Origin of the sequence: Pontimicrobium sp. SW4, assembly GCF_039954625.1 — a bacterium.
Classification (GTDB): Bacteria; Bacteroidota; Bacteroidia; order Flavobacteriales; family Flavobacteriaceae; genus Pontimicrobium.
Window position 1 is genome coordinate 1,626,817 of the sequence record NZ_CP157199.1, and the last position, 14,462, is coordinate 1,641,278.

Genomic DNA, 14,462 nt, shown 5'->3' on the forward strand with positions numbered 1-14,462 from the left:
GCTTTTTTTGATTAATACATTCGATAATTAATTTTATTTATGCTTAAGTCTCTAAAATATTCTTTTTGCACAATTGATGTTTATAACGATTATGTTATCTCTCGCATTAATGAAGGCTTTCATTTAACGCCAGATAAAAACAAAATCTTAGAAGATATTGCAAACGATTATTTTATTGATAAACCGTTTGTATATATTACACATAGAAAACATTCCTACTCAGTAGATCCTTCTATTTACTTACAAACTTCTAAAGTTAAAAATCTAATTGGATTTGCAGTTGTTGCAGAGGCACCATTATCAAAAGGAAATGCTGAAATTGAAAAATTGTTTTTAAACAAACCATTTGAAATATTCTCAGACTTAGATGACGCCATAAAATGGGCAAAATCTCTAGTGTCTAATGAATAAAAGCGAATTAAAGCATCTCGAAGAAAAAATTGCAGAAGAAATTTCTAAAACTGAAGCGGCAATAATTCATTACAAAGAAACTCACCTAACCCATAGCTCCCGAAAACGCTATTGGTAGAATATCAAGAATGGATACTCTTAAAAACAAATCCATCAATGAGGCTGCTTTAAAACAAGCTGAACAAAAACTTAAGAATCTTAAAGTTGGCCTATCAAATATTAATGATACCGATTTTGGATTGTGTTTTAAATGTCATAATCAAATACCTTTAGGTAGAATTTTATTAGTGCCTCATGCTCGCTATTGTGTTAATTGTGCTAGTTAATGCACTTCGTCATTGCGAACACAGTGAAGCAATCTCACAATACAGAACTACAAATTATATAGATTGCTTTCGTCGCTACGCTCTTAACAATAACGTATAAAAAAAGGAGCTATTTCAAGACTCCTTTTAATTATTTATCTAATAATCAAACTATAACTTAGAAGCTAATATCTTCTTAGTTACAGTACCGTTGTTAGTAATTAATTTTACATAGTACATTTGATCAGCTCCATTAATACGTAATGGCATCGTAGCATCTGCACCAGCTTTATAAGCTGCTTTTTTAGTTACTACTAATAATCCTTTAGTATCGTAAACCTCTACAGTTACGTCAGTATCAAACTCAAAGTTATAACTTACTGTTACATCTTGATTAAATGGTACTGGGTATACTTTAAAATCTAGCTCTGTCATCATATCCTCACCAGAACTATTGTTGGCAGAAGATGGTGCGTCATCAACAACGCTCCATTTATATACTACAGAACATAAATCACTTTCGTTGCCACAGTCATCAGTAGCTTTAAAGCTTCTAATTTTCATATAATTAGTGACTCCTGGTCCTGCTGCATCACCTATACAATCTACACGTAAAATTTTACAGTTAAGTGTGTTTTGCATATAATCTGTCTCAATCCAATTAGCATCACAGTCTGGGAATTCGTCATTATTATTAGAATTCTTTAAGGCAATTAATTGTCCATTTAATCGTAATACCCAATCATTTAATGATTCCACAGGATTCGTATTAGGGTTGTCTACGCCTTCTTCAAACGTTAACGTATACGTTCCCATAGTAGTTACAACTGATATGTAATTTGCTTGATTTCCAGAAGTTCCTACATTAGTGAACGTACCGTCCCAAACAAAGGTTATAAAGTTAAAATCAGGAATTCCTGGTGTTTGACATGTAAATTTATATACTGACCCTGGTGCATTACCACTAGGTGTTCCTGGTACATACGTGCTGTCGTCAGTGTCTCCAACAAAAGTTATTATTGGATCTGAGTCACAATTATCAGTTGCTGTAATATCAGCTACTTCAGCAAATGTTGGCGTTTCGGTAACTTCGCCAAAATCAACATCATCTGGACAGTTTACTATCACAGGTTTTGTCTCATCCTTGATAATAATTTTCTGTTCTACTTCTATACTATTACCACAAGCGTCTTCTACTTTATAGGTTCTAGTAATAGTTTCTGGACAATTACCATTATCACTCTCGTCCTTAACCCATGTTACTGTTGGTGTACTACAGTTATCGTCTGCATCTGTCACTACTGTAATATCTGGGTTTGGCACATCGTCTGTACACACTACATTAACATCAACTGGATTACTCGCAGTTGGTTTTGTTTCATCTTTTATTGTAATTATCTGTGTTCTTGTTTCTGCAACATTTCCACAAGCATCTGTGATATTCCATGTTCTGGTAATTGTACCATTACAGTCAGTACCTTCTAAGGCGCTATCTACACCTTCTACTGTACCGTCGGCATCACAGTTATCTGTATAACCAAGACTTATCATATCTGGCACATCTGCTAAACAAGATACTGTTACTGCAGCTGGTGCAGAAGCCAATACAGGTGCTGTAGTATCTTTAACTGTTATTTTTTGAATAGATGTAATGGTGTTTCCACAATCATCTGTCGCTTTCCATGTACGTGTTATTACTTCATCTGCACATAAAGATGCAGCTCTTTCTCCAGTTAACTTTACATCGTCAATAGCGATATCTTCATCACCACTATCTAAAAAGTCAATAGTAATACGAATATCTAATGATGTTCCCGTTCCTGAAATATTAGAGATGAACTCTGCAAATACATCAGTAATTTCCGTTCCATCGCCAACACCATTAAAGTCAGTATCAAGTCTAGGCTTTTCGTTGGTTTCATTACCATCTGTACCAAGTTCAGATTCTACAGCTAAAATTGAATTATAGCCACCTCCATCAATTTGAACTTGTAATTTAACACTAGACGTTGTATCCCAATCTTCAGCCCCATCCGAAGAATCATCTTCGGCTAATTTGATCGCTAATTTTAGGTTTGAAACATCAGTAATATCAATTCCTGTCCAGTTTAACTGAAGGTTATCTATATTACCACTACTTGTACCATCGGTATCATGTGCTGTATAGAATGAATTACCTTGAACATTAGTATAATTTATACTTGACGGTAAGTTTGCATTGTTTATACGTCCAAAATAATCACTTGTACCTAATTCATCAATATCATCAGCAATAGATGGTGTATAAGTAATTGTAGCGTCTTCGAAATCTTCAAATAGCAACGTTTCTTCTCCTCCCCCGTTATTAGTTGATTCTTCATCACTAAAAGTAACAGTTGGTCTAGCACAATTATCAGTAGCTGTTGCAGTTCCTCCAGTATTAGATGGATCTGTAGATGCATCACATTCAATTGTAACATCAGCTGGTGTAAACGTTATTACAGGCTTAGTAGTATCGTTTACAGTAATAACTTGTGTTCTAGTAACTGCTTCATTTCCACATGTATCTTTTATATTCCATGTTCTAGTAATAGTTCCTCCGCATTCGCCGCCCACCAAATCTGTATCAACTCCTTCAACACTTCCGCCAGCATCACAGTTATCAGTCCAATCTAGACTAATCATTGCTGGCACGTCTTCAATACATTGTACAGTTATATTTTCTGGTGCTACATCAATTACTGGTATTGTTGTGTCGTCTACAGTAATAATTTGAGTTCTTGCTACTGCCTCATTACCACATGCATCTTTAACATTCCAAGTTCTTGTAATGGTTCCTCCACATTCACCTCCAACTAATTCACCGTCTACTCCTTGAACGGATCCACCTATTTGGCAATTATCTGTCCAATCTAAACTTATCATTGCTGGAACATCTTCAATACATTGTACTGTAATGTTTTCAGGTGCAGCGTCAATTACTGGTGCTGTATTATCAGAAATTGTAAAATATTTTGTGTAAGTCCCTGAAGTATTACCACAAAGATCGTGCGCTACAAAATCAATTGATAATTCTGCATAACATCCTCCTCCAGATTTAGTGACATCTGTAACTTCTATTACAATATCATTCGTTGCAGTGCAATTATCATGAAGAAGTGGTGCATTAAATAATTCTTGGTAAAGTGCAGCATAGAACCCTTGTTGAGTACTTGCAACGCTAAATGTTGAATTTATATTTAACTTATCACCAACACTTAATGTCGTTGTTGCATCTGATGGACAATCTGCTCCACTTTCAGTAAATAAATTAACAGTTTTTTTATCATGAACTTCTTGACCCCAAACAGGCGCCGATTGATCGCTACCTTGGTAGATAATCTTGAATGGAGGGTAAGAGTTACCACAAGCATCAGATACTGTGTACTCAAATGAGTTAATCCATCCATTACCACAATTAGATCCTGTTCTATGAGTAGTTTTCACTACTGATAATCCACATTCTTCATGGAATAATGCAGCTATCTCAGCTTCTGTTGGTCCTTCGTAAGAATCTATACATGCATCTAAATCACTCATATCACTTGGAATTGTTCCAATTAATTCTGGTGCTGTATTATCTTCACCGCTAAAGTTTTGTGTGAAATCGTACTCGTTTCCACATTCATCAGTTACTGTGTATGTATAATGGAATGCCCACTTACATGCGTCTTCAGTTACTGTTAACTCAGACTTAGCTGATACTTTCCCACCACAATTATCTTCGAATATCTTCTCGATAGCGTGATCTTCTACTGCTGGGTTAGCTGCTAATGCATCTGCTAAACAAGCATTGATACCACTAGCTCCTTCTGGCAATTTCTCACCATCAATTAAGTTTGGTGCTGTTTGATCAGATCCCCAATAAGTTACCTTAACCGTTCCGTCATAAACGTTACCACAGTTATCTGCAACTTCGTATACAAATTGTACTGCCCAGTCACAAGTATCATCACTAATAGTAATTGTATTTACTAATGTAGCAATTACATGACCACAAGCATCTGTAAATTGATCTGCGATAGATTGCTCTGCTGGTGCAGCTGGTGCTGAACATGCATCTACATTAGACATATTGAATTGTCCAACGTTTCCAGTATAAACTGGTGCTAATTTATCGATAAGCGTAATCTTTTGATCTTTTGTAGTTACATTTCCACAATCATCTGTAGCTTTCCAAGTTCTAATAATTGTTGTTACACAAGCTTGCTTATCTTCTACATCTGTTTTAGTAATTGTTACACTTGAACATGCATCTCTTCCATATGCCATACCTGTGTTAGCTGGAGTAATATCTGCTTCACACTTCTCATCTAATTCTAATACAACATCTTCAGGAATATCTAAGCTTGGTGCAATAGTATCTACTATTCTATACTCTGCAGCTGTTGAAGAGCTCAATCCACAGTTATCTGTTACTGTAAATGTTACAGTAATTCTTCCTGTGTTTCCACACTCATCTGTTAACTCTTTTCCATTCCAGTCATTTGACCATGTAAGATCTTTATCACACATGTCCATTGCTTCTGCTCCACCATTAGTATGTAACCAATGTAAGAATGGAGAATAACATCCTTCTGTTGATGTTGGACAATCATGTTCTTGACCACACTCAACTATTAAATCTTGTGCTTCGTTTCCAATTGCTGGACTGTTTGTATCTACTACATGGAAAGATGCAGTTGTTGTTGATACATTACCACACTGATCGTAAGCGTAGAAAGTTGTTCTATATTCTGTGTCACAAGAATTTCCATAAACTCTGTAACGGAATTTCCAGTAAACTCCTGAACATCCGTCAGTAGCTGTTGCTCCTCCATTATTTCCTAACCAAGTTAACCATGCATGATAGTTTGTTCCTGGGTAAGCTCCACCTCCTTGAGCATCTAAATCTGCTTGATCATAATCAGTGTTTTCTTTCCAATAATCTGGAATAGAACTATCACACTCAACTGTCATATCTGAAGCTGGTGTTACTTCTGGTGCTATACTATCTTCGATTGTGAAAGTAGCTGGTAAATCAACATCGTTTCCACATGCATCTGTTGCAGTGAATACTACATTAATATATCCAGTATATGAACCTTCTCCACATGATTCTTTTAAGTAATCACGAATATCGAAATCTTTATGCTTTGGATCTCCAGGGAAATCGTTTGTCCAAGTTACTCCTGAACAATCATCTTTAGCTGTAGCGTCTCCATTGTTATCTAACCATGTTTGGAATTGATCTACATTTCCTTCTCCATCACATACTACAGTCTTGTTGTAAGCTGGAGTTGTTTCTGGGTCTTTAGTATCTACTATCTTAAATGTAGCATATGTTTTAGATTGGTTTCCACAAGAGTCTGTTACTGTAAAGATTACAGTTTTTTGTCCTGTTGCGCCACAGTCATCACTCATTGGTTGACTTGCTGCATTGTTTGTCCATACTAAATCCTCAGTAGCTGTACAGTTATCCTGTGCTGATGCGTTTGCATTTGTAGCTATCCAGTTGTTGTAATCTTCTATGTTTCCTTCACCATCACATTCTACTGTTAAATCTTCAGCTGCATTTAAAACTGATGGATTTACATTATCAAAGATAGTTACTGTCATACTTTCGTTAATAGTACGCCCACAGTTATCTGTAAAAGAATATGTTACTTCGAATGAAGCACAGTTAGAATCTGGTGCTGTATATTCTGGCTTAGCTAATCCGCTAATCTCACATGCACCTGTCATTCCATTTGAATAGTATAAATCTGGTATTAAACCTTCGAAGTTATTTCTGTCTTCACATGAGATACTCATGTCTTGTGGTTGATTGAATACTGCTTGTTTTGCTGGTCTAACTGTAATAGTTTGTTTGTGCCATGCATTGTTCCCACATTCATCAGTTGCTTTCCACCATCTTTCGATGATTCCTCCTGCACATTCTTGACCTTCAACGATTGTTGAAACTTCTTCATGTAACTTCGCTTTTCCGCTTGGTGCACAGTTATCTGTGTAAGGAATTGCTACTGCATCTGGAATCTTATCACAGTCTACAGTAATATCTTTAAGACCTTCTATAGCCTTTTCATTAAATACTGGTTCTGATTGATCGCTTCCTGAATATGTAATAGAAAATTCAAACGCATTATCATCACAGTAATCTTTTACTGTATATACGTGAATCTCTACCCATCCGCAATCATCATTTTTTGTCTTTGTACGCTTAGATACTAATTCTCCGCTCACTTTTACGTGCTCACAGTTATCAGTATATAACGCTGCAATCTCATTTGCTGTTGGTGCTATTGGGCGGTTGTCAAAGCATAGATCTAGGTCCAACTTATCTGCAATTAGTGCATTGTAAGCTGCTTTGTTTTGCTTTGGTACCCATGGCGCTGTTGCATCTCCTCCATTATACTTTACAGTAAATGGTGTTACTTCGCCAGCACACTTTACTGAATAAACATAATAGTAAGTCCAACTACAGTGTGTACTTCCTTTTGCAAATCCAGTGGCAACTCCCCATTCACCATCAACTCCTTGTTGAGCAGCTACTGGGTGAATTTGAAATTCTTCACTTGAATCATGGCATGCATCAAAGAATCCATCAAAGTAACCAGGAGCCATTAATTCTGACACTGATTTCATTGCTGGCACTTCATGCATACAGCCATTAACAGGACCTAACTCCTCACCACCACCAGTGTTATTCGCTCCGGTGCCTTGTGCGTAAGATAAGCTCGTTAATGCTAAAAACATAAACAACATTAATGTTGATTTGCCTTTGTTTTGTAATCTCCCGAAAGAGCTACAACATTTGGTAAAATTGTTCATAAACATAACATTTAGTATTAGTTGACTACTGCATTTACAAAAGGTTTTATAAAACAAAAGTAAATGAGCTAATAATCAAGAAATTGTTGTGCTATTAAACAATTATTTTTTTGAAAAAGCTTTGAATAACGTAACAATATAAGTTACCTAAGAAGCTTTTATTTAAATAGGCAAACTTATAACCTAAACCATCATCTCTAAAATTAAACTTTTATTAACATTTAGAAAAGGTTATTTAACTAAAATATAAGCTTTTAATCAGATAATAATGAAATTATTATTTAAACAAAATACTTAAAAAAGCTACCTTATTACTAACATCGTAATAATATGGTTAATAATGCTATTCCTTTTAAAAATTACACATAAAAAAAGGAGTCATTTTCATGACTCCTTTTAAATTTATGATAATTACTTATCTAATTAGTTACTATAGTTTAGAAGCTAATATCTTCTTAGTTACAGTTCCTTTATTAGTAATTAATTTTACATAGTACATTTGATCTGCACCATTGATACTTAATGGCATAGTAGCATCTGTTCCAGCTGAGTAAGCTGCTGTCTTAGACATTACTAATAATCCTCTAGTATCGTAAACTTCTACAGTTACATTAGTATCAAACTCAAACATATACTTAACAGTTACATCTTTGTTGAATGGTACTGGATAAGCTTGGAAGTCTAATGATACATCATCTCCATCGTTAGCAGATGAAGGAGCTCCACCTTCTTGCTCTACTTGTTCTAATTCAGGAGAACTAGTTCTAGCTCCATTTGTTCCAGGAACATCCGCCGTATAAGACCAGAATACTGAAACTGTGTCTGCAGTGTTTCCACATGTGTCTGCAACACTATAATCAAGTCTTAGTACAAATTGACGTACATAACCAGTATTAGTAGCTACAGGAGAGAAACCATAAATAGTACCACCTACAATACTTTGTACTGTATTATTACAATTATCAGTTGCAGGTAATTCATCATAAGCAGCATAAGCAACTACCCAGTTTGGATCACCTCCATTAAAGAATCCTGCAGGATTATGACCTAAATCAATTGTATTACTAAAATCAGTTTCCCATGGAGTCCAAGATGTGCTAGGCGCATCAACTACTGGTGCAACTGTATCAGCAGTTTTGTGACCTTTGTAGTATACTTCTGAAGCATTACCACAATTATCTCTAGCTACTAATCCTAATACAATATTACTTTCACAACCATTAGATGTAGTTTCTTTACTAACAACTTCGATTACGATATCTGCATCAGCTGTACAATTATCAGTTACTGCTGGGTTTGCATAAAGATTTACTAAGAAACCATTGAAATCATAAGTAACATATTGGTTAAAAGTATCTCCAACTTCTAATGATACTGATGCATCATCAGGACAAACTCCAGATACAGAGTTATCTATCCAGTTCTTCCAATCGAAAGTCCATTCTGGCGCCGATTGATCGCTACCTTGGTAGATAATCTTGAATGGAGGGTAAGCATTACCACAAGCATCAGATACTGTGTACTCAAATGAGTTAATCCATCCATTACCACAATTAGATCCTGTTCTATGAGTAGTTTTCACTACTGATAATCCACATTCTTCATGGAATAATGCAGCTATCTCAGCTTCTGTTGGTCCTTCATAAGAATCTATACATGCATCTAAATCACTCATATCACTTGGAATTGTTCCAATTAATTCTGGTGCTGTATTATCTTCTCCACTAAACTCTTGTTTGAAATCGTACTCGTTTCCACATTCATCAGTTACTGTGTATGTATAATGGAATGCCCACTTACATGCGTCTTCAGTTACTGTTAACTCAGACTTAGCTGATACTTTCCCACCACAATTATCTTCGAATATCTTCTCGATAGCGTGATCTTCTACTGCTGGGTTAGCTGCTAATGCATCTGCTAAACAAGCATTGATACCACTAGCTCCTTCTGGCAATTTCTCACCATCAATTAAGTTTGGTGCTGTTTGATCAGATCCCCAATAAGTTACCTTAACCGTTCCGTCATAAACGTTACCACAGTTATCTGCAACTTCGTATACAAATTGTACTGCCCAGTCACAAGTATCATCACTAATAGTAATTGTATTTACTAATGTAGCAATTACATGACCACAAGCATCTGTAAATTGATCTGCGATAGATTGCTCTGCTGGTGCAGCTGGTGCTGAACATGCATCTACATTAGACATATTGAATTGTCCAACGTTTCCAGTATAAACTGGTGCTAATTTATCGATAAGCGTAATCTTTTGATCTTTTGTAGTTACATTTCCACAATCATCTGTAGCTTTCCAAGTTCTAATAATTGTTGTTACACAAGCTTGCTTATCTTCTACATCTGTTTTAGTAATTGTTACACTTGAACATGCATCTCTTCCATATGCCATACCTGTGTTAGCTGGAGTAATATCTGCTTCACACTTCTCATCTAATTCTAATACAACATCTTCAGGAATATCTAAGCTTGGTGCAATAGTATCTACTATTCTATACTCTGCAGCTGTTGAAGAGCTCAATCCACAGTTATCTGTTACTGTAAATGTTACAGTAATTCTTCCTGTGTTTCCACACTCATCTGTTAACTCTTTTCCATTCCAGTCATTTGACCATGTAAGATCTTTATCACACATGTCCATTGCTTCTGCTCCACCATTAGTATGTAACCAATGTAAGAATGGAGAATAACATCCTTCTGTTGATGTTGGACAATCATGTTCTTGACCACACTCAACTATTAAATCTTGTGCTTCGTTTCCAATTGCTGGACTGTTTGTATCTACTACATGGAAAGATGCAGTTGTTGTTGATACATTACCACACTGATCGTAAGCGTAGAAAGTTGTTCTATATTCTGTGTCACAAGAATTTCCATAAACTCTGTAACGGAATTTCCAGTAAACTCCTGAACATCCGTCAGTAGCTGTTGCTCCTCCATTATTTCCTAACCAAGTTAACCATGCATGATAGTTTGTTCCTGGGTAAGCTCCACCTCCTTGAGCATCTAAATCTGCTTGATCATAATCAGTGTTTTCTTTCCAATAATCTGGAATAGAACTATCACACTCAACTGTCATATCTGAAGCTGGTGTTACTTCTGGTGCTATACTATCTTCGATTGTGAAAGTAGCTGGTAAATCAACATCGTTTCCACATGCATCTGTTGCAGTGAATACTACATTAATATATCCAGTATATGAACCTTCTCCACATGATTCTTTTAAGTAATCACGAATATCGAAATCTTTATGCTTTGGATCTCCAGGGAAATCGTTTGTCCAAGTTACTCCTGAACAATCATCTTTAGCTGTAGCGTCTCCATTGTTATCTAACCATGTTTGGAATTGATCTACATTTCCTTCTCCATCACATACTACAGTCTTGTTGTAAGCTGGAGTTGTTTCTGGGTCTTTAGTATCTACTATCTTAAATGTAGCATATGTTTTAGATTGGTTTCCACAAGAGTCTGTTACTGTAAAGATTACAGTTTTTTGTCCTGTTGCGCCACAGTCATCACTCATTGGTTGACTTGCTGCATTGTTTGTCCATACTAAATCCTCAGTAGCTGTACAGTTATCCTGTGCTGATGCGTTTGCATTTGTAGCTATCCAGTTGTTGTAATCTTCTATGTTTCCTTCACCATCACATTCTACTGTTAAATCTTCAGCTGCATTTAAAACTGATGGATTTACATTATCAAAGATAGTTACTGTCATACTTTCGTTAATAGTACGCCCACAGTTATCTGTAAAAGAATATGTTACTTCGAATGAAGCACAGTTAGAATCTGGTGCTGTATATTCTGGCTTAGCTAATCCGCTAATCTCACATGCACCTGTCATTCCATTTGAATAGTATAAATCTGGTATTAAACCTTCGAAGTTATTTCTGTCTTCACATGAGATACTCATGTCTTGTGGTTGATTGAATACTGCTTGTTTTGCTGGTCTAACTGTAATAGTTTGTTTGTGCCATGCATTGTTCCCACATTCATCAGTTGCTTTCCACCATCTTTCGATGATTCCTCCTGCACATTCTTGACCTTCAACGATTGTTGAAACTTCTTCATGTAACTTCGCTTTTCCGCTTGGTGCACAGTTATCTGTGTAAGGAATTGCTACTGCATCTGGAATCTTATCACAGTCTACAGTAATATCTTTAAGACCTTCTATAGCCTTTTCATTAAATACTGGTTCTGATTGATCGCTTCCTGAATATGTAATAGAAAATTCAAACGCATTATCATCACAGTAATCTTTTACTGTATACACGTGAATCTCTACCCATCCGCAATCATCATTTTTTGTCTTTGTACGCTTAGATACTAATTCTCCGCTCACTTTTACGTGCTCACAGTTATCAGTATATAACGCTGCAATCTCATTTGCTGTTGGTGCTATTGGGCGGTTGTCAAAGCATAGATCTAGGTCCAACTTATCTGCAATTAGTGCATTGTAAGCTGCTTTGTTTTGCTTTGGTACCCATGGCGCTGTTGCATCTCCTCCATTATACTTTACAGTAAATGGTGTTACTTCGCCAGCACACTTTACTGAATAAACATAATAGTAAGTCCAACTACAGTGTGTACTTCCTTTTGCAAATCCAGTGGCAACTCCCCATTCACCATCAACTCCTTGTTGAGCAGCTACTGGGTGAATTTGAAATTCTTCACTTGAATCATGGCATGCATCAAAGAATCCATCAAAGTAACCAGGAGCCATTAATTCTGACACTGATTTCATTGCTGGCACTTCATGCATACAGCCATTAACAGGACCTAACTCCTCACCACCACCAGTGTTATTCGCTCCGGTGCCTTGTGCGTAAGATAAGCTCGTTAATGCTAAAAACATAAACAACATTAATGTTGATTTGCCTTTGTTTTGTAATCTCCCGAAAGAGCTACAACATTTGGTAAAATTGTTCATAAACATAACATTTAGATTTAATTAAAATTATTTTAACATTTTACAACGGCATTTCTGCCGTCTACATAACTTAAAATAGGTACTGTAAATACACAGTAGACAAAGGGCGTTAACATAATGGCATTACTAATTAAAATTAATAATGCAATTTGCTGTAAATCAATGAATAACTAATGTTAAACATTAATAATAAAATGTGCTAATAATCAATAAATTGTTGTGCTATTAAACAATTATTTTTGGGTAGTAAAACAATTTTAATAATGATGTAGGTTTTCATATAAAATTGTTAGAACTTTTAAATAAATATACGAGATACTTATATAATTCAAAATTAGAGCATCTTCTACGTTATTCCAAATGAGTTCAACTAATATTTAGGTATTTAAACGAAAAATAAGGTCTAGTTTTAATTCAAAAGCTCCTCATTATCAATAGATATGGTACTTATGAAGGAAATTGAGGCTACAATATCGTGATGCAAAAACCTATCTTCATTTACAAAAGAAACAGCTTTTCTATAAGTAGTTAAGAACGTTTCAAGAAAAGATGATGTCTTTAATGGTTTTCTAAAATATAAGGCTTGGGAAGCATTTAACAGTTCAATTGCCAAAACACGTTCTACATTATTTACTAATTGAAAAGCTTGTGTGGCAGCATTAGCTCCCATACTTACATGATCTTCTTGTCCGTTAGACGAAACAATCGAATCTACACTTGCAGGCGTAGCTAATTGCTTATTGGCACTAACAATACTTGCCGCAGTATATTGTGGAATCATAAAACCAGAATTTAATCCAGGATTATCCACTAAAAATGGTGGTAAGCCTCTATTGCCAGAAACTAACTGAAATGTTCTTCTCTCTGAAATGTTTCCAATTTCTGCCATAGCAATCTTTAAATAGTCTAAAGCCAAGGCTAATGGTTGACCATGAAAATTACCTCCTGAAATAATTTTATCTTCACCTATAAATATATTAGGATTATCAGTAACTGAATTAATTTCGGTAACAAATGTTTTCTTCACAAACTCTAATGCATCTTTAGTTGCTCCATGTACTTGAGGAATACATCTAAAAGAATATGGATCCTGTACATGTTTCTTTTTTTGAGCTATTAATTCGCTGTCTTGCAAAAACTCGCGAATTCTTTCAGCAGTTTTTAATTGCCCATTATGAGGTCGTACTAAATGTACCAGTTCATTAAAAGGTTCTATTCTACCATCATAAGCATCAATAGATAACGCTCCTATTAAATCGGCTAAATACGAAAGTTTATAAGACTTTAATAATAAGTAGACTCCATAAGCACTCATAAATTGAGTCCCATTTAGTAGCGCTAGTCCTTCTTTAGATTTAAGTTCTATAGGCTTCCAATTATATTTTGCATTTATTTCACTAGCCTTTTTAACTTCTCCTTTATACCATACTTCTCCATTACCTATTAAAGGAAGTGATAAATGTGCCAAAGGAGCCAAATCGCCAGAAGCTCCTAAAGAGCCTTGTGTATAAACTACTGGAAGAATATCATTATTATAGAAATCAACTAAACGATTAACAGTTTCTAATTGGCTTCCACTATGTCCGTAACTTAAAGATTGAATTTTAAGTAACAGCATAAGCTTTACTACTTCTCGAGGAACTTCATCTCCTGTACCGCATGCATGCGACTTCATTAAGTTTTCTTGAAGTTTTGTTAAGTTCTTATTACTTATCTTAACATTATAAAGCGAACCAAATCCTGTATTAATTCCATAAATAGGCTCTTTGTGGGATGCCATTTTATTATCTAAATAGGTTCTGCATTTTATAATACTATCTATAGCTTCCTTAGATAGTTCTAGTTTTTTCTCTTGAGTTAGAATATCATTAATAATATTCAAGTCTAATATATCGCGAGTAATATAATGTATGTTGCTCATATTTTTTTATTCAATTCCAAAATTCAGCATTCATAAAAATATATCCAAATAA

The 14,462-nt window shown here is 35.3% G+C and carries 6 protein-coding genes; 3 read left to right on the forward strand and 3 right to left on the reverse strand.

Going from position 1 to position 14,462, the window contains the following annotated elements; translation table 11 throughout:
- Positions 1-39: 39 nt before the first annotated feature.
- From ABGB03_RS07650 to ABGB03_RS07660, 3 genes are read left to right on the forward strand one after another with little or no spacing between them, the layout of a single operon-like run.
- The gene (locus ABGB03_RS07650) at positions 40-411 is read left to right on the forward strand and encodes a hypothetical protein (RefSeq protein ID WP_347926234.1); all 372 of its coding nucleotides are present in this window, start codon (positions 40-42) and stop codon (positions 409-411) included.
- Complete coding sequence (locus ABGB03_RS07655) at positions 404-529, forward strand: hypothetical protein (RefSeq protein ID WP_347926236.1); 126 nt, start codon at positions 404-406, stop codon at positions 527-529. The genes ABGB03_RS07650 and ABGB03_RS07655 overlap by 8 nt, the downstream gene beginning before the upstream one ends.
- 10 nt (positions 530-539) lie before the next feature.
- On the forward strand, positions 540-737 hold the full coding sequence (locus ABGB03_RS07660; protein ID WP_347926237.1) for a TraR/DksA C4-type zinc finger protein: 198 nt from the start codon (positions 540-542) through the stop codon (positions 735-737).
- A 150-nt stretch (positions 738-887) separates the two neighbouring features.
- On the opposite strand, the gene ABGB03_RS07665 is transcribed toward ABGB03_RS07660, so the two are convergent.
- The 3 genes from ABGB03_RS07665 to hutH form a co-directional block, all read right to left on the reverse strand.
- Positions 888-7,544, reverse strand: coding sequence for a T9SS type A sorting domain-containing protein (locus ABGB03_RS07665; protein ID WP_347926239.1), 6,657 nt, complete (start codon positions 7,542-7,544; stop codon positions 888-890).
- A 430-nt stretch (positions 7,545-7,974) separates the two neighbouring features.
- Entirely contained in the window at positions 7,975-12,489 is a 4,515-nt protein-coding gene (locus tag ABGB03_RS07670) for a T9SS type A sorting domain-containing protein (RefSeq protein ID WP_347926241.1), read from the reverse strand.
- A gap of 409 nt (positions 12,490-12,898) precedes the next feature.
- Positions 12,899-14,410 (reverse strand): histidine ammonia-lyase, encoded by a 1,512-nt coding sequence (hutH, locus tag ABGB03_RS07675; protein ID WP_347926243.1) that lies wholly within the window; start codon positions 14,408-14,410, stop codon positions 12,899-12,901.
- Positions 14,411-14,462: the final 52 nt, after the last annotated feature.

Excerpts from the sequence above, each read along its gene's own strand:
- ABGB03_RS07650 (WP_347926234.1), top strand. The coding sequence starts at position 40 with ATGCTTAAGTCTCTAAAATATTCTTTTTGCACAATTGATGTTTATAAC.
- ABGB03_RS07655 (WP_347926236.1), top strand. The coding sequence starts at position 404 with ATGAATAAAAGCGAATTAAAGCATCTCGAAGAAAAAATTGCAGAAGAA.
- ABGB03_RS07660 (WP_347926237.1), top strand. The coding sequence starts at position 540 with ATGGATACTCTTAAAAACAAATCCATCAATGAGGCTGCTTTAAAACAA.
- ABGB03_RS07665 (WP_347926239.1), bottom strand. The coding sequence starts at position 7,544 with ATGAACAATTTTACCAAATGTTGTAGCTCTTTCGGGAGATTACAAAAC.
- ABGB03_RS07670 (WP_347926241.1), bottom strand. The coding sequence starts at position 12,489 with ATGAACAATTTTACCAAATGTTGTAGCTCTTTCGGGAGATTACAAAAC.
- hutH (WP_347926243.1), bottom strand. The coding sequence starts at position 14,410 with ATGAGCAACATACATTATATTACTCGCGATATATTAGACTTGAATATT.